This window comes from Actinomycetospora sp. C-140, assembly GCF_054796175.1.
The window spans coordinates 1-16190 of sequence record NZ_JBTWNF010000025.1; the positions used below are offsets into that span (position 1 = coordinate 1).

Annotated in this window: 18 protein-coding genes; 12 read left to right on the plus strand and 6 right to left on the minus strand. The window is 76.7% G+C overall.

The features are described from left to right. Positions 1-55: 55 nt before the first annotated feature. Positions 56-544, minus strand: coding sequence for a hypothetical protein (locus tag ACR9E3_RS29580; RefSeq protein ID WP_460384470.1), 489 nt, complete (start codon positions 542-544; stop codon positions 56-58). 143 nt (positions 545-687) lie between these two features. Between ACR9E3_RS29580 and ACR9E3_RS29585 the strand changes: the two genes are divergently transcribed. Together ACR9E3_RS29585 and ACR9E3_RS29590 are read left to right on the plus strand one after the other, a co-directional pair. Further along, positions 688-1926 (plus strand): sensor histidine kinase, encoded by a 1239-nt coding sequence (locus ACR9E3_RS29585; protein WP_460384471.1) that lies wholly within the window; start codon positions 688-690, stop codon positions 1924-1926. Next, positions 1923-2588, plus strand: coding sequence for a response regulator (locus ACR9E3_RS29590; RefSeq protein WP_460384473.1), 666 nt, complete (start codon positions 1923-1925; stop codon positions 2586-2588). The genes ACR9E3_RS29585 and ACR9E3_RS29590 overlap by 4 nt, the downstream gene beginning before the upstream one ends. Positions 2589-2629: 41 nt before the next feature. On the opposite strand, the gene ACR9E3_RS29595 is transcribed toward ACR9E3_RS29590, so the two are convergent. Continuing rightward, positions 2630-3826 (minus strand): MFS transporter, encoded by a 1197-nt coding sequence (locus ACR9E3_RS29595; RefSeq protein WP_460384475.1) that lies wholly within the window; start codon positions 3824-3826, stop codon positions 2630-2632. A 91-nt stretch (positions 3827-3917) separates the two neighbouring features. Then, positions 3918-4481, minus strand: a complete 564-nt coding sequence (locus tag ACR9E3_RS29600; protein ID WP_460384476.1) for an MOSC domain-containing protein — start codon at positions 4479-4481, stop codon at positions 3918-3920. Positions 4482-4581: 100 nt separating this feature from the next. Here ACR9E3_RS29600 and ACR9E3_RS29605 point away from each other — a divergent pair, with 100 nt between their 5' ends. The 9 genes from ACR9E3_RS29605 (at position 4582) to ACR9E3_RS29645 (ending at position 12911) form a co-directional block, all read left to right on the plus strand. Next, positions 4582-5016: a DUF4190 domain-containing protein gene (locus ACR9E3_RS29605; protein WP_460384477.1), complete on the plus strand. Its 435-nt coding sequence runs from the start codon at positions 4582-4584 to the stop codon at positions 5014-5016. 357 nt (positions 5017-5373) lie between these two features. Beyond that, on the plus strand, positions 5374-6474 hold the full coding sequence (locus tag ACR9E3_RS29610; RefSeq protein WP_460384478.1) for an N-acetylglucosamine-6-phosphate deacetylase: 1101 nt from the start codon (positions 5374-5376) through the stop codon (positions 6472-6474). Positions 6475-6629: 155 nt separating this feature from the next. After that, positions 6630-7844: a glycosyltransferase family 2 protein gene (locus tag ACR9E3_RS29615; protein ID WP_460384479.1), complete on the plus strand. Its 1215-nt coding sequence runs from the start codon at positions 6630-6632 to the stop codon at positions 7842-7844. Positions 7845-7878: 34 nt separating this feature from the next. After that, positions 7879-8058 (plus strand): hypothetical protein, encoded by a 180-nt coding sequence (locus ACR9E3_RS29620; RefSeq protein ID WP_285659907.1) that lies wholly within the window; start codon positions 7879-7881, stop codon positions 8056-8058. Between the two features lie 25 nt (positions 8059-8083). Next, a complete protein-coding gene (locus ACR9E3_RS29625; RefSeq protein ID WP_460384480.1) occupies positions 8084-8905 on the plus strand; it encodes a polysaccharide deacetylase family protein in 822 nt (273 codons plus the stop codon). Then, entirely contained in the window at positions 8902-10413 is a 1512-nt protein-coding gene (locus ACR9E3_RS29630) for a hypothetical protein (protein ID WP_460384481.1), read from the plus strand. Before ACR9E3_RS29625 ends, ACR9E3_RS29630 begins: the two co-directional genes overlap by 4 nt. Before the next feature lie 119 nt (positions 10414-10532). After that, positions 10533-11048 (plus strand): CvpA family protein, encoded by a 516-nt coding sequence (locus ACR9E3_RS29635; protein WP_460384482.1) that lies wholly within the window; start codon positions 10533-10535, stop codon positions 11046-11048. Positions 11049-11083: 35 nt separating this feature from the next. Further along, positions 11084-12055, plus strand: coding sequence for a hypothetical protein (locus ACR9E3_RS29640; RefSeq protein ID WP_460384483.1), 972 nt, complete (start codon positions 11084-11086; stop codon positions 12053-12055). Positions 12056-12089: 34 nt separating this feature from the next. After that, a complete protein-coding gene (locus ACR9E3_RS29645) occupies positions 12090-12911 on the plus strand; it encodes a hypothetical protein (RefSeq protein WP_460384484.1) in 822 nt (273 codons plus the stop codon). Positions 12912-12915: 4 nt separating this feature from the next. Here the strand turns inward: ACR9E3_RS29645 and ACR9E3_RS29650 are convergent, their stop codons facing one another. Next, a complete protein-coding gene (locus ACR9E3_RS29650; RefSeq protein WP_460384485.1) occupies positions 12916-13587 on the minus strand; it encodes a maleylpyruvate isomerase N-terminal domain-containing protein in 672 nt (223 codons plus the stop codon). 176 nt (positions 13588-13763) lie between these two features. Between ACR9E3_RS29650 and ACR9E3_RS29655 the strand changes: the two genes are divergently transcribed. Then, positions 13764-14249 carry a MarR family winged helix-turn-helix transcriptional regulator gene (locus ACR9E3_RS29655; RefSeq protein WP_460384486.1) on the plus strand — a complete coding sequence of 162 codons (486 nt, stop codon included), beginning with the start codon at positions 13764-13766 and terminating at the stop codon, positions 14247-14249. A 28-nt stretch (positions 14250-14277) separates the two neighbouring features. Here ACR9E3_RS29655 and ACR9E3_RS29660 read toward each other — a convergent pair whose 3' ends face one another. Then, complete coding sequence (locus ACR9E3_RS29660) at positions 14278-14511, minus strand: hypothetical protein (RefSeq protein ID WP_460384488.1); 234 nt, start codon at positions 14509-14511, stop codon at positions 14278-14280. A 37-nt stretch (positions 14512-14548) separates the two neighbouring features. Further along, complete coding sequence (locus ACR9E3_RS29665) at positions 14549-16141, minus strand: MFS transporter (RefSeq protein ID WP_460384489.1); 1593 nt, start codon at positions 16139-16141, stop codon at positions 14549-14551. Positions 16142-16190 lie beyond the last annotated feature (49 nt).

Consider the following 16190-nt stretch of genomic DNA (forward strand, 5'->3'; position numbering starts at 1 on the left):
CTTCCTCGATCAATTAGCCACGCCGCACCGTCACCAACGTCCTGGCCGGGTACAACTAGACCGGCTGCACGGACCGCGCGCCGGCCAGGCCGCGGGTCCGCTGCACGGTGACCAGTCCCTGAACGCCGAGGCTCACCGCGACGAAGAGCAGGATGCTCGCGGTGTTCACGGTCTCCGCGGCCGGCACGACCGTCCTCGCCAGCAGGTCGAGGCCGACGTGCGCGCCGATCCCGACGACCCAGAGCACCGCGGTCAGCGCGTGCCCCTGGGTCCAGACGACGCCGTCGCGCACCCAGAGCCGCACCGTCCGGGCCCGCAGAGCGCCGAGCACGGCCCCGATGGCGAGCCCGAGCGCCAGGAGCGTCCACCCCATCGGCGGCACGGGGTGGGCACCGGCCGCCGACACCAGCTGCACGACCCCGACGACCGCGAGGATCCCCGCGAGCCGCAGCCTGCGGGCCGTCAGCGGCTGTGGCCGCAGCTGGTTCACGATCACCCACGCCAGCACCGCGATCCCGACCAGTGCCGAGAGCATCCCGGTCATCCCGTCCTCCCTCCCCGGGCCGGCACCCCGCCGACCGACCGGACGACCGTCGCCCGCCCGGGTGGGCCCGGGCGTCCACCCGGGGGTGGAGACGCGGTGGAGAGCGGGTGTGCCGGGCGCCGCGCGGGGCCAGACTCGGCGCCATGGACGTCCGACCCGATCCGGCCGCCCCGGCCGCGGTGTCGCGGGGGCTGCCGACGGTCGGGGTGCCCGACGCGCCCGCGACCTCGGTGCTCGGGCGGGTGCGCGGTCTGCGTCCCGCGTTGTGGCTGCTCGTCGCGCTGGTGTCGCTGTGGCCGCTGACCGGCGAGGCCGTCGTCGCGGCCGGGCTGATCCTCGTCGGGGCCGCGGCGGCGGTGGCCGCCGACCGCGACCCCGGGATCGTCGCGGGCGACCGCACGGGACGCCGGGTCGGGCTGCTCGCGGTTACCGCGTTGAGCGGCCTGGGCGCCGTGCTCGTCGAGCCGCGTGGCCTCGGGTACGTCTCCGCGTTCGTCGCGGCGACGATGGTCGCGCGCCACGTCACCGACGTCCGCGTGATCGCCGGCTTCGCCGGCGTGCTCACCGTGCTGGTCGCCGCGGTGATGGCGGCCGTCTCCGACAGCCCCTGGGCGATGCTGGCCGCGGTCGCGGTCCCCCTGCTCGCCTCCCGGGGCTACAGCCGCGCCCGGTTCCAGCGCGAGCACGCCCGGGTCGTGGCCCTGCTCGCGGAACGGGACGCGCTGCGGGGCGCCGAGCTCGCGGCGGCCGCCGCGGAGGAGCGGGCGCGGATCGCCCGCGACCTGCACGACGTCCTCGCCCACACGCTCTCGGGACTCTCGCTGCACCTGCAGGCGATCCGGGCGGTGCTGGCGCGCCGTTCGGACAACACCGACGACCCCGTGCTCGCCCAGGTCGACCGCGCCGCCGACCTCGCCCGCTCGGGCCTGGCCGAGGCCAAGGAGGCGGTCGCCGCGCTGCGCGCCTCGGGACCCGCGGCAGGGCGCGCCGACGTGGAACGCCTGGCCGCGGAGGCCGGCGCCACGCTCACGGTGGCGGGCGACCTCGACGCCTGCCCCGCCCCGTGGCGCGACGCCGCCGTCGCCACCGTCCGGGAGGGGCTGACCAACGCCGCCCGCCACGCGCCGGGAGCGGCCACGCGGGTCGAGGTGGACGCGCGCGAGGGGCTCGTGGTGCGGGTGGGCGACGACGGTCCGGGGTCCGGCCGGGAGCCGGCGGGCGGTGCCGGCGGGGGTCACGGGCTCGCGGGTCTCGCGGAGCGGGCCGCACTCGTCGGCGGGGACCTCGCGGCCGGGCCCGATCCCGACGGCCCGGGCTGGCGGGTCACGCTGCGGGTGCCGGCCGGGGACCGTGCGACGGTTCCGGGCACGGTGACCCGGTGACTCCACTGCGCGTCGTCCTCGCCGACGACCAGGCCGTCGTGCGGGACGGTCTCGCGCTCCTGCTCGGTGCCGCCGACGATCTCGAGGTCGTCGGCGCCGCCCCCGACGGCACCGCGGCCGTGGAGGTGGTGCTCGCCGAGCGCCCCGACGTCGCGCTCGTCGACCTGCGCATGCCCGGGCTCGACGGCGCCGGGGTGACCGCGGCGCTCCGTCGCGACGCGCCGGAGGTGCGCGTCCTCGTGCTGACGACGTACGCCGACGACGACGCCGTCCTGCCCGCGCTGCGCGCCGGCGCGGCGGGCTACCTGACCAAGGACACGACGGGCGAGGCGCTCGTCTCCGCGATCCGCACGGTCGCGGCGGGCGGGTCGGTGCTCGACGCGGCGGTGCAGCGCCGGCTCGTGGAGCTCGCGGGGTCGCCGCCGCCGGTCGAGACCGGCAAGGCCGGCGCCGACGTCACCGTCGAGGCCGGCCTCACCGCCCGCGAGGTCGACGTGCTGCGTCTCGTCGCGCAGGGCCTGTCGAACCAGCAGACGGCGTCACGGCTGGTGGTGAGCGAGGCGACGGTGAAGACGCACGTCAACCACCTCATCTCGAAGCTCGGCGTCGACGGCCGGCCCGCCCTCGTCGCCTGGGCCTGGCGCCACGGCGTCGCTCCCTGAGGTCCGTGAGCAGTTGGCGCCCCTGGGAGGGCGCCGACTGCTCACGTCCGGGGGAGGAACCAGACGCCCAGGCCGGCGAGGGCGACACCGGCGCCGAGGAGGCAGACGCCGCTCCACCCCGCGGCCGGGTAGATCAGCGACGTCGCGGCCGAGGCGAGCGTGCCGCCGAGGAAGGCCGAGACCATGTAGGCCGTGGTCACGCGGCTGCGGGCCTGCGGGGCGAGCGCGTAGATCACGCTCTGGTGGCTGATCTGGAGCGCCTGCTGGGCGAGGTCGAGCACGACGACGCCCACGATCAGCGCGACGACCGACGCCGCCCCGAGCCCGAGCAGCGCCCAGCTCGCCGCCAGCACCACCAGGCCGACGGTGACGACGAGGGTGCCGTGCCCCCGGTCGGCCAGCCGCCCGGCCAGCGGCGCCATCGCCGCGCCGGCGAGACCGGCGAGCCCGAACAGCCCGATGACCGCGGGCCCGTAGCCGTAGGGCGGCGCGGACAGCAGGAAGTCGATCGAGGTCCAGAGGATCGTGAAGCAGCCCATGCCGACCGCGGCCAGCATCATCCGGCGCCGCAGCTCCGGCTCGCGGCGCACCAGACCGAGCACCGAGCGCAGCAGCCGGGGGTAGCTCGACGACTCGGTGGGCGCGACGTGCGGCAGCCCGACCCGGACCACGACGGCGAGCAGCACCATCACCCCGGCCGCGACGCCGAACACCCAGCGCCAGCCGCCGGCCTCGGCGACGAACCCGGCCACGGTGCGCGCGCCGAGGATGCCGATGAGCAGCCCGCTCATGACGGTGCCGACCACCTGGCCGCGCTCGTGGTCGCCCGCCAGCGAGGCCGCGAGCGGCACCGCGATCTGCGCGACCGCGGACGTCACCCCCACCAGCGCCACGGCCGCGGCCAGCACCGCGAACGTCGGCGCGGCGGCGGCGAACGCGAGCACGGCCGCGCACGCCGCGAGCAGCACGGTGACCAGGCGGCGGCGCTCGAGGAGGTCGCCCAGCGGGACGAGCAGCGCGAGGGCGGTCGCGTAGCCGATCTGCGACGCGGTGACGAGCAGCCCGGCCGTCCCGTTGCCGACCCCGAAGGCCTCGCCGATCGTGTGCAGCAGCGGCTGGGCGTAGTAGATGTTCGCCACCGCGGCGCCGCACACCACCGCGAGCAGCAGCGTGCGGGCCCGCCCGATCGAGGAGCTGGTGCCGGCGGGGGACGTCGCGGACGAGGTCTCGGCACTCACCGCACGACCGTGCCCGGCGACGCGGGCCGATACCCGTGGTCGAGACCGATCCCACCCCCGACCGGTCCGGTACGTCGCAAGTGCGCGGTCTCTACGCCCGGGCCGGGCGCCGCCGGTGCGGGAGACCGGCGCGGGACGGGTCGAGGACGACGTCGTCGCCGACCGCGACCGTGGCCGGCCCGACCCGCAGCGTCCCCGAACCGAGCGCCGCGCACCGCACCCCGGCACGGCCGCGCAGCGCCGCGTGCGCGCCCGGCGCGAGCACGACGTCCATCCACGCGCAGGGGGCGGCCGGACGCCCGCCGCCGAGGAGGACCGGTCCGTTCCCGGCGTCGATCGCGAACTCCCGCCCGCGCAGCGCCTCGACCTCGAGACCGCGGGTGACGATCGTGCGCCGCGCCGCGACCGGGTCGAACCGCGCGACCCCGAGCTCGTCGGCCACCGCCTCGAGGGCCTCGACGGCGAGCACCGTCACCGCGGCCTCCCGGTGCGCGGCCTGCCCGGCGTAGCGGTCCCCGACGACGCCGTGCCCGGCCCGGATCGCGATGGTGGCCGGGGTCTCGGTGCGCACCGCCCGCGGCCCGTCGCCCGGCCGACCCTCGTACGCGTGCTCCGGCGACACGACGAACCCGACGATCTCGATCGGCGTGGTCACCCGGTCCAGCGTAGGTCGGTAACGGTGACCGATGATCCGGCGAGAACCGGGCGAACGCACCCGATCCGCCGGGGGCGCGACGTCTCGGGGGACCTCCGCCATGAGCCAGCCGTACCTGCCGCCCGGCCAGCACCCGTCGTACCCGCCGCACCAGGCGCCGTACTACGGGCCCCAGTACGCGACCCATTACGCAGCCCAGTACCCGGCGCCGTACGCCGCGCCGGTCGCCCCGCACGCGTCGAACGGCCTCGCCACCGGCGGCTTCGTCGTCGCCCTGTGCGGCGCCGTGCTCTCGATCATCCCGTTCCTCGGCATCGTGGCGTGGATCGTCGCGCCGGTGGGCCTGATCCTCTCCATCATCGGCCTGACCCGGTCGGCCCAGCAGGGTGGTCGCGGGCTCGCGATCAGCGGCGTCGTGCTCGGCGCCGCCGCCCTCCTGATCTGCCTGCTGTGGGTCATCGGCCTCGCGGGCGCCTCGTCGACGAACGGGTCGACCTACAGCACGTCCGGCTACTCGTACTCCGCCCCGCGCTAGCCCTCCGCGCGAACCCGCGTCCTCGGGCCCCGCGTGCGCGAACGGCACGTCTTGCATGTTCAGCGGGGCTCGCGCTCTGCCGAACGTGCTCCTCGCGACAGGGCAGGGCAGCCGGCGGACCCGCGCCCACCTCGGACCGGAAGATCACGAGCACCTGGTCCCCCCGCGCCAGCCCCTGCACGTGGATGAGGTGCTCCTGATCTCCGCGGAGCCACCGAGCCGCGGAGTGCGAAGAACAAGGGGCGCCTTCGCTGCGCCCGACGCAGCGAGGGACGCCCTCGCTCCGCACCGTCCCTCGGGGGCTACGCCGACCCGTGTCCCCGGGATACGGGTTCCCGCCACCACCACACTGGCCCCGTGCGGTTGGGCGTCTCCGGGGCGGTGGTGGACGGCGCGTGGTGCGCCGGCGACGTCGAGATCGCCGACGGTCGCGTCGCGGCCGTGGGCCTCCCGCCCGCCCAGGGCGACGCCGTCGCCGTACCGGGGCTCGTCGACCTGCTCTGCCACGGCTACGCCGGTGTCGATCTCGCGAGCGCCGAGGTCGACGAGATCGCCACGGTGCGGGCGGCGGCCGCGCGCGACGGCACCACGGCGCTCTGCCCCTCGCTGCTCACCGACGACCCCGATCGCACGACGGCCGCCCTCGCCCGTCTCGACGCCGCCCGGGACGTCGACGGCGACGGTGCCCACCTGCTCGGCGCCCACCTCGAGGGCCCGTTCCTCTCCCCCGGCCGGATCGGCACGCACCCGCCCGAGCACCGCCGCGATCCCGATCCCGCGCTGCTCGCCCGCCTGCTCGACGCCGGCCGCGTCGACGTCGTCACCCTCGCCCCGGAGCTCCCCGGCGCCGCCGCGCTCGTCGATCTCCTCCTCGCCCGCGGGGTCGTCGTGTCCGCCGGACACAGCGACGCCGACGCCACGGGCGCCCACGCCGCCGTCGACCGCGGCGTGCGGGCCGGGACCCACCTCTTCAACGCCATGAGCGGGCTCGGGCACCGCGCGCCGGGGCTCGCCGCCGTCGCCCTCACGCGCCCCGAGGTCGTCGCGACGCTCATCGCCGACGGCCACCACGTCGCCCCCGAGTTGGTCCGGCTGGCGTTCGCCGCCGCGCCGGGCCGCGTCGCGCTGGTGACCGACGCCGTCGCCGCCACCGGGATGCCCGACGGTCCGTACCGGCTCGCCGGGGTGCCGGTGACGCTCGCCGGCGGCGTCGTCCGCAACGGGGCCGGCGGGCTCGCGGGCGCCGCGACCCCGCTCCTCGGTGGCGTCCGCACCGCCGTAGCCGCGGGCGTCGGGCTCGTCGAGGCGCTCGGCGCCGCCACGACCGTCCCGGCGGAGCTCCTCGGGCGCCCCGACCTCGGCCGTCTCACCCCGGGCGGGCGGGCCGACGTCGTCGTCCTGGACGGCGGCATGGCCGTCACCCGTGTGCTCGTCGACGGCCGCGTGAAGACGATGTGAGTGACGCTCCGGCGTCGAGCACCACATCCGAATTCTCACGATGGTGTAACGAAATCCCTTCTGTGTACGGTAAGCCCGGCGAGAGGCCCACCGATCGGGTGACAGCCGCTCACGCAACGACGAGCACGAGACGAGCACGAGACGAGCGAGGTGACGTGGCGAGCAGGACCCACCCCACCGTCCCGCCGTCGACCCGGCGCCGTCCCGCCCGTCGCTCCACCGACCCGGACGCACCGACGATCCAGCTCCGCCGGGCGATCACGACAGCCGCCGCCCCGGCCACGACGGGCGCGACGAGGTCGACCAGGTCCACGCAGGCCACCACCCCGGTCACCACCGTCACCGTCCTCGTGCCCGCGCACGACGAGGAGGCGGGCATCGCCGCGACGGTGGAGGGTCTGCTCGCCCAGGACACCCCGGACTGGCTGCGGATCGCGGGCGTCGTCGTCATCGCCAACAACTGCACCGACCGAACGGCCGAGATCGCCCGCGGCTACCCGGTGACGGTCATCGAGATGGCGCGGAACCCGGACAAGAAGGCCGGCGCGCTGAACCACGGGTGGCGCGAGGCCGCCCGCGACGCCGATCTCGTCCTGACCATGGACGCGGACACCGTCCTGCTGCCCGACACGGTCGCCGCGATGGCCGGCGAGATGCGGGCCAACGCCGTGCTCGGCGCGGTGTGCGCCCGCTACTGGGCGACGCCGGGGCGCGGGCTCGCGTGGCGGCTGCAACGCCTCGAGTACACCCGCTACGACGACCTGCGCGACCTGCGCGGCTGGCGCGTGTCGGTGGCCAGCGGCGCGGCGGCGATGTACCGGGGCCGCGCTCTCGAGCAGGTCGCCGCCGCCCGTGACGGCGCGCCGTGGGACGGGGCCTCGCTGATCGAGGACTACGCGCTGACCCTCGAGCTCAAGGCCCGCGGCTGGCGCGTGGCGGCCGCGAAGCACGCCCACGTCTACACGACGCCGCCGAGCACGTTCCGCGCGCTGTGGCGCCAGCGGCTGCGCTGGGGCCGCGGGGGCATGGACGAGTGCCTCAAGCGCGGCTGGACCCCGGCGACACGGCAGGACGCGCTGTCCTACGTGCTGTTCGGCGCCAGCGTGTTCTTCCGCGTGCTGTTCATCGCGATGCTCACGCTGATGATCGTCTACGAGGTCCCGTTCCGGTACGCGCTGATCGGCCTCATCCCGCTCGCCGTCATGTGGGTGGAGCGGGTGACCTCGATGTGGCGGCTGCCCGGGCGCGGGGCCGTCGACGTGGCGCTGGTGGCGATCCTGCTGGTCGAGGACGTCTACGGGTTCTTCCTGGAGTGGTGTGCGGTGGTGGCGGCGTTCCGCTGCCTCAACGCGCGCCGCCAGGCGTGGTGAGCAGGACCGGATCGGAAGGGGACGGAGCGCGGGGATGTACGGCGAGCACTCGTATTACCTGACGAGCGGGGTCGGCGGCGGGACCACCGGGCTGGCGCTGGCGGCGGCCACGGGCATCAACGTGATGGCGGCGGTGCTCATGGGCGTGACGGTGGTGTTCACGCTGATGCTGCTCGTGCGGATCGTGCGCCGCGGCGCCCGCCTGCGCCGCTGAGCCCGGCCGCCGACCCCGCCGACCCGTGTCCTTCGACGACCGGCGCCGCAACGTCCGCTCCCTGCTCTTCTTCCTCGTCGCCCTGCTCGGCACGGCCGTGGTCTCGTTCGCCGGCACCTTCGCCGGGGCGGCCGACCGCGAGCAGAACGGCCGGCGCTACACGCCGACCGCCGCCGACCGGGCGCTCCCGCCGGCGGTGGGGGCCGCGCCCGGCCCCCGCGTGGCGCTGACGTTCGACGACGGCCCCTCGCCGCAGGTGACGCCGTTCGTCCTCGACGTGCTCGCCGCCAAACAGGTCCCCGCCACCTTCTTCCTGCAGGGCGAGCACGTGGCCGCCCACCCCGACCTCGTGCGGCGCATCCAGGCCGAGGGGCACGTCGTGGCGAACCACGGGTGGGAGCACTCCTGGTTCCCGGACCTGACCCCCGAGGAGGCCGAGGACGACATCCGCCGCACCAACGACGAGCTCACGGAGATCACCGGCGTGCGCCCCGTGCTGTTCCGCTACCCCTTCGGCCAGCCCTCCCCCGGCGGCGACGCGGCCCTGGCCCGCCTGGGACTCACCGGCGGCGTGCACTGGCGCTGGGCCTCCGACCGTCCCGGCGACTTCCAGTGCCCGGGCGCCGGCGCGGTCGCCGACTACGTCAGCGCCGAGGCGGTCGACCAGGCGATGATCCTGCTCCACGACGCCGGCGACGTCGTCGGCTGCGCACCCGACCAGCTCGACTACCTGCCCCGCGCGATCGACACCCTGCGCGCCCGCGGCGTGACCTTCGGGGTGGTCGCGCCGTCGCCCCTGCCCTCGACCGTCAACGCGGGCTCGCGCGCCGCCGTGGTCCCGCGGTGAGGGTCCTGCTGATCGTGCTGACCGCCGCGCTGCTCGCCGCTTGCGCCCGCGCCCCGGCCGCCGAGCCGACGCGGCCCGCCGCCCCCGGCGGCCTCCCGACGGCGTTCGCCGACCGCCTCGTCGCCGACGCCGTCGCCGACCCCCTCGGCCCGGACGGGCCGCCCGGCGCCCGGGCCTGGACCAGCGTCATCCAGGCGCCGCACCGCCAGACCGACCGCGACGTCGGCGCCGCGGGGATCGCCCACGGGCTGCTCGCCCTCGCCGCGGCCACCCCCGTCCCGGTCGAGCGCGAGCGCCACCTGGCCGGTGCGCGGGCGGCCGGGGACTTCCTGCTCGGTGCCCGGACCGGCGACGCGGGCCGGTTCCCCGACTACGTCGACCCCGGCGGCCCCTCACCCCGGGCGTACACGTCGTTCGACGACGGTGCCGCGGGCATCGGCGAGGTGCTCTGGCGACTCGCGGAGGCCACCGGCGAGGACCGCTTCCGCGCCGGGGCGCGGGCCGCGATGGGCTGGGTGCTCGACCGGGCCGAGGGCGTCGACGGCCTCCCCTGCCCGCAACGGTGCCGCTGGGCCTGGGTCGACCAGCCGGGCGGCACCGACCCGCCCTCCTACCGCCACGGGATGGGCGAGGGCCAGGCCGGGATCGTCTACGCGCTCTCGGTCATGGCCGAGCGCACCGGCGACCCCGAGCTCGCCGCGCACGCCGCCGGCGGCGCCGCGTACCTCGCGAGCCGGCTCGATCCGGACGGCGGCCTGCCCGAGCGTGCCGACGAGCCGCGGCGCAACACCGGGTTCCTCTCCGGCACCGCGGGCGCCGCGTTCGTGTTCCTGCGCATGTACCAGTGGACCCGCGACGAGCGGTGGCGCGCGGCGGCCGAGTCGGCGCTCGGGTTCCTCGACCGCACGGCGCAGCCGGCGGCCGGCGGGCTCACGTGGCCGATCCTGCTGGGTGCCGGCGACGCCGCGCTGACCCCCGACAACCCGCGCCGCGCCACCGGGATGGAGGAGGGCGCCGCGGGGATCGGCTGGGTGTCGCTGCAGGCGCACGCGATCCTCCGCGACCCCCGGCACCTCGAGCGCGCCCGGGGCGCGGGCCGCTGGCTCACTGCGGTGGCCCTCGACGAGCCGACGGGACTCGCGTGGGAGGAGTTCGAGGGGAGCCCCACCGTGCACACCGCGACGAACAGCGGCGCCGCCGGCACGGGCTGGTTCCTGGACACGCTGGGCCGCGTCACCGGCGAGGTCGAGTTCGCGGCGGCCGCTCGCGACGCCCGGGCCTGGCTGCTCTCCGTGGCGACCCCGGACGGACGCTGGGGGGCGACCCGCGAGGCGGGGATCTGGACCCTCGGCGGGGAGCCGTCATGGCACTGGGGCGCCGCGGGCGTGATCGGGTTCCTCGCGCGCACCGCGGGCGGCCCCGTCGACAGCCCGGCGATGCAGGAGTCGCTCGTGCCCCTCGAGGGCCCTCCGGGAGCTCGGGAAGCTCCGGGAGAGAACGGGAAATAGTTCCCGATCCTCCCGCCGTCGCACCGTCTCGCCGGGCGTTGACTCGGTGTCACCCGGTGACGTCTGGCCGGGCCGCGCCGCGATCTGCGTGGAGATCCGTTGGGACCCGAGGAGGAGCCGTGACCGTCGTCGACCTGGTGGTGCTCGCGGTGGTGCTGTTCGCCGCGCTGCGCGGCTGGCGCCGCGGGGGCACCGGACTCGTCCTGCGCGCGGCCGGCGCCGTCGCGGGCGTCCTGCTCGGCGGGGCGCTGGCGCGCTGGCTCGCCCCGATGATCCTCGCGCCGGACTCCGGCTTCTCGCTCGGCGCGCTCGTGCTCGGCGCCGCGCTGGTCGGGGCGCTGGTCGGGTGGGGCCTCGGCCGCCGGCTGGGCGAGGCGCTCGCGCGCCGCACGGGCGGGGGCTGGCACCGGCCCGGACTGCCCGACCGGCTGCTCGGCGTCGCCGCGCACGGCGCGCTGGCGGTCATGCTGCTCGTGCTCCTCACCGGGATCCTGACCGTGACCGGCCCGAGCGGCCTCGGCGACGAGCTGCGCGGCAGCACCGTCCTCGGCGCGGCCGCCGAGCACCTGCCCAACCCGCTGGTCCTGCTGCCCGGCGGCGAGAGCGGCCTCGTGGCCGACGGGGGCGGACGGTGACGGGCCCGGGCAGGGTCCCGCTGACGAGCCCGCGCGTGGCCGGGGCCGGGGCGCTCGGGCTGCTGCTCGTGACGTGGTGGACCTCGGGCTCCTTCGTCCTCGCGCTGCTCGTGCTGGTCCTCGTCGGGGGCACCGGCGCGCTGGCGTGGCTGTTCGTCTCGTGGCGCCCGCGCAGTGCCCGTGGCGCCGACGGTCCGGACGCCCTGCTGGGCGCCCTGCCGACCACCGACCTCGCGCCGCCGTCCGCGGGCGAGCGGACGCGACGGGCCCTCCGGGGCCTGCTCGGCCGACCCTGGGTGCAGGGTGACGGGCTGATCCGGGCCGCGGCGCGGCGGCTCGCCTCCGAGGAGGCGCTCGTCTGGACCCCGCGCGGGCAGCGCGTCACGGCGCCGCACCTGTGGGTCGAGCTGAACCCCGACGACCTCGCCGACGTCGCCGCCCGCTGGCCCCTCGAGGTGCTGGCCGACGAGCTGCTCAGCGGCTACCTCGAGCACGCCCGCGGCACCGAGGCGCGCCGCATGGCCGAGCGCACCTTCCTGCACCTGGTCCCGGGCGCCGACGTCCCGGTCGGCCGGGTGGTCGTCACCGCCGCCTTCTCCCGGCCGCCGGCCGATCCCGTCGCCACGGCGTCGGCGACGGACCCGACCCCGTCGTCGCTCGCGGCACCGCCGGCTCCCGCCGGTGCCCTCCCCGCTCCTCCCGGGCCCCGCCCGGCCGTGCCGGGGGCAGCCGGCCGGCCGGGCCGTGGCCCGCTGCCCCCTCCACCTCGGCCGGCTCCGGCGCGGGGGCCGGCCGGGGTTTCCCGGGACTCCGTCGGGGGGTCCCGGGAAGACGGAGGGGCGACGCAGCAGGTCGGCGGGACGACGGTCCTCGACCGCGGTCCGGGCACGTTCCGGACGCTCGTGGCCCGGGTGATGCCCGGTGACCGGTCGCCCTCGGCGCGGCCGGACGACCCGCGACCACGCGTATCCTGGCGTCCGCCGGCGGGTCCCCGCCGAGGCGGGTGAACCCCACCCGTCCCCCGCTCGACCGGGAGGTGGCGTGACCCGAACGCGCGCCCCCCAGCACGCCCCTCCCCGCCTGCCCGTGGGCGGCCTCGCGGTCCTCGACGTCCGCACCGAGCGCACGCAGTCGGTGCCGTGGGGCGAGCGGGTGACGATCGGGCGCGGCGACGGGGTGCGCCGCGCCGGCGAGGGGGCCGGGGCGCCCCGGCACGTCGCCGTCGCCGACGACCGCGTCTCGCGCCTCGCCGCCGAGATCGAGGTCCGCGACGACGCCTACCTGATCATCAACCGGCAGCGCCACGGCGGCCTGCTGACCCTGTTCGTGCCGGGGGTGCCGGGCAAGGACCGCATCCGGGCCGGCAACGGGCTGCTGGTGCGCGACGACCGGTCCTCGCTGGGCCTCTGGTTCCCGGACGGCCAGGAGCTGACCCTCGCCCTGCTCCGGTTCGCGCCGGCCGCGGGCGCCGGTCCCGGCACGAGCGGTGGGCTCGCGGGCGGGCGCACCATCGACACGTCGCTGCCCACCGCCGAGACGTGGTGGTCGGTGCTGGTCGCGGCGTGCGGCCCGACGTTGCTCGCGGCCGTCACCGCCGGTCCCGGCACGGTGCCGCGCGACGTGCACGGCGACGCCGAGCAGATCGCCGACTGGCACCGCGCCGAGGGCCGCCCCGCGCCCAGCCCCAAGACCCAGAGCGAGGCCTTCCGGCACGCGCAGCGCTGGCTGCGCGGGCTGCGGCTCAACGACAAGACCCGCGGCTGGCGGATCGCGGTCGTCGAGCAGGCGATCCACCTGCGCCTGGTGACCGTCGACGACGTCCGCCTGCTCTTCCCGAGCCAGGTGCCGCCCGGGATCCGCTGAGCGCCTATCCGTCCGTGAGGTCGACGGTCGGCAGGTCGCCGAGCGTCGCGAACGCATCGAGGTAGGGCCCGACGTCGCCGCGGGTGGTCCAGCGGCGCAGCTGGGCGGCCGATCGCCGCGCCATCAGCGCCCGGGTGAGGTCGAAGTCGGACGCCCGCACCTCGACCGCCGCGTCTGCGGCCTCCCCCGCCGAGCACCAGGTCCACGACCCGCCGACCAGGGCGATCGGCGCCAGCCCGGCGTCGAGCCGCGCCGCGAGACGACCGGCGAAGCGCTCGCGCATCGCGGCCATCGCCGGGGTGTCCTGCCCGCCCGGTTCCCGCAGCGCGCCCCGCAGGTCCTGCTCGTGGATCGTGACGTCGCCCAGCGGCCGGGTGCCGTGCTCGCCCATCCACGCCCGCAGCGGATCGGCGATCCCCTCCCACTCCGCCACGAGCGCGGCGACGTCCTCGCCGCGCCGGGCCTCGACCTGCTGGGCGGTCCACGCCTCGTTGTGGTCGTCGGGCTCGTTGCCGGCCACGACATCGGCGCCGAGACCGACCATGTGGGAGAGGAGGTCGCGGACGGTCCAGTCCGGGCAGGCCGGGACGGTCGTGGCCGCCCGTTCCGCCGGCAGATCCGTGACGAGGGCGATGACGCGCTGCTGGGCGCGGGTCCACTCCGCGATGCCGTCCACGGGGCGCGAGCCTGCCACCGCCGTTCCGGTGACGCGCGTGGCCCGTCCTCGTGAACCAACGGCATTCCTCCGTCAGAACCAACCGAACGCCCGGTGGCCGCCCGACCCGACCGTTCGTCCGCATCACGACGACCTGAAATGCGTTGTGTATCACTCGGTTGTGTCACAGTGGACGAATGTCACGCGAGGGGGACGCGACGAACGGTGGCCCTGCCACCCCGGACGCCATCAAACGAGCACCCGGCTATCTGGCCCGCCGACTGCACCAGGCCTACACCGCCGCCTGGGCCCGCCGGGTCGATCCGATCCTGACCGGACCGCAGTACGCCGTGCTGATGACGGTCGACGCCCATCCGCGCCTCGACCAGGGGTCGCTGGCGCACACCGTGGCGCTGGACCGGTCGACGATGGCGGACGTGTGCCGGCGCCTCGAGGAGCGGGGGCTCATCGAGCGCACCCAGGCGCCCGCGGACGGCCGCCGCAAGCTTCTCGGGCTCACCGACCAGGGACGCGAGGCGCTCCACCGGGTGCACCAGCGGGTCCTGGCGCTCGAGGGCGAGCTCATGGCCGCGCACGCCGACGACGTCACCGCGCTCCTCGGCCACCTCGACGACCTCTCCCAGCGCTGGGAGACCGTCGCGGCCGCGGGGCCGTCGACCTGAGTCGACCCGCGATCGCGAGCGCCGGCCCTCAGCGCTGAGCGGGGTGCTGCTCCTGGCGCTGGGCGCGCATCAGCAGCAGCGCCACCCCGGCCACGATCGTGGCGGCCAGCGCGACGGTGAAGATCGCCCACGGCACCACGCCGCCGGATGCCAGCGCGAAGAGGCCGAAGTAGGCCGTGACCAGCGCGTAGACCACGACCTGGACGCGCGTCAGGATGCGGTTGCGGTCGGTGTCGCGCGGCGGCCACGTGAAGCCCGGCATGAGGGCACGGTACGCCGCGGCACCGACCGCTCTCCGCTCAGGCGGCGGCGGGGACCGGCTCGTCGTCCGCCGGGGCCGTCCCCGGCGTCGTCTCCCGTGCGGTCTCCGGTGCCGTCCCCTGGTCGACCGGTGCGGCGGGGGTGACCGGCAGGCTCCCCAGCGCGGCCAGCGCGAGCCCGGCCAGGCCGGCGAAGACCACGGCACCGACAGTGGCCGCGACCCCGAGCCCGGTGGTGAACGCCGCCCGCACGGCGTCGAGCAGCGGCGCCGTCGGCCCGGCGGTCACGGCCTCGGTCAGGCCGGCCCGTGCCGCGTCCGCGAGCGGGGCGGGCGTGCCGGGCGGGACCACGAGGACGTCGCGGTAGACCGCGGTGGCGAGGCTGCCGAGCGTCGCCACACCCAGCGCGACCCCGAGCTCGCCGCTGGTCTCCGACAGCGCGCCGGCCGATCCGGCCTTCTCCTCCGGCACGGAGCCGACGAGCAGGTCGGTGCCGAGGGCGGTCGGCAGCGCGATCCCGACCGCCGCGAGCAGGAAGCCCCCGAGGAGCACCACCGTGCCGCCGCCCGCACCGGCGCCGAGCAGCCCGACGACCGCGAGCCCGACCGCACCGATCAGCAGCCCGGCCGCCATCACCCGGGCGGGCCGCACCGAGCGCGCCAGCCGCGGCGCGGACAGCGAGGCGATCACCATCGCCGCCTGGAGCGGCGCGAGCACGAGGCCGACCGTGAGCACCGACATCCCGTCGACGAGCTGCAGCCAGAGCGTGAGCAGCAGGAACGTCCCCGCCATCACCACGCCGCCGCCGACGTTGATGCCGAGCGCGCCCGCCGTGGCACGGCGCCGGAACAGGCGCAGGTCGAGCAGCGGGTCGTCGAGGCGCAGCTGGCGGCGGACGAACACCGTCCCGAGGCCCGCCCCGAGAGCGAGAGCCGCGACGGCGCCGAGGGTCGGTCCGTCCGCCGCGAGCGACTTCAGCCCCTGCACGACGGGCAGCACGGCCCCGAGCGAGAGCGCGACGCTGGCGAGATCGAGGCGCCCGGCCCCGGCGTCGCGCGACTCGGGCAGCAGGACCGGCCCGACCACGAGCAGCAGGACCATCACCGGGACGCCCATGAGGAACGCCGCGCCCCACCAGAAGGTCTCGAGCAGCGCTCCGCCCACCAGCGGGCCGACCGTCATGCCGCCCATGAAGCAGCTCATCCAGACCGAGATCGCGGTGCCGCGTGCCCGGGGATCCGGGAACATCGTGCGGATCAGGCCCAGCGTCGAGGGCATGAGCGTCGCCCCGGCGACGCCGAGCAGCGCCCGCGTGGCGATGAGCATGGCGGGGCCGGTCGAGAACGCCGCCGCCACCGACGCGACCCCGAACGCGCCCGCCCCGATCAGCAGGAGACGCCGGCGGCCGATGCGGTCGCCGAGGGTGCCCATCGTCACCAGGAACCCGGCGATCATGAAGCCGTAGACGTCCATCGCCCAGAGCTGGGCCGTCGGCCCGAGCCCGAGGTCGGCCGACAGCGCGGGCAGCGCCAGGTACAGCACGCTCATGTCGAGCGAGAGCAGCAGCGTCGGCAGCGCCAGCACGGCGAGCCCGATCCACGCGCGGCGCTCGGTCGTCGCGGGGGACGTCATCACGGACCTCCTGGGATGGGGTACGCGAGGACGCTAGCAGCGCTGAGTA

What these genes read in the sequence shown, in the direction of transcription:
- ACR9E3_RS29580 (WP_460384470.1), bottom strand. Translation starts at nt 544, where the DNA reads ATGACCGGGATGCTCTCGGCACTGGTCGGGATCGCGGTGCTGGCGTGG.
- ACR9E3_RS29585 (WP_460384471.1), top strand. Translation starts at nt 688, where the DNA reads ATGGACGTCCGACCCGATCCGGCCGCCCCGGCCGCGGTGTCGCGGGGG.
- ACR9E3_RS29605 (WP_460384477.1), top strand. Translation starts at nt 4,582, where the DNA reads ATGAGCCAGCCGTACCTGCCGCCCGGCCAGCACCCGTCGTACCCGCCG.
- ACR9E3_RS29620 (WP_285659907.1), top strand. Translation starts at nt 7,879, where the DNA reads ATGTACGGCGAGCACTCGTATTACCTGACGAGCGGGGTCGGCGGCGGG.
- ACR9E3_RS29655 (WP_460384486.1), top strand. Translation starts at nt 13,764, where the DNA reads ATGTCACGCGAGGGGGACGCGACGAACGGTGGCCCTGCCACCCCGGAC.
- ACR9E3_RS29660 (WP_460384488.1), bottom strand. Translation starts at nt 14,511, where the DNA reads ATGCCGGGCTTCACGTGGCCGCCGCGCGACACCGACCGCAACCGCATC.
- ACR9E3_RS29665 (WP_460384489.1), bottom strand. Translation starts at nt 16,141, where the DNA reads ATGACGTCCCCCGCGACGACCGAGCGCCGCGCGTGGATCGGGCTCGCC.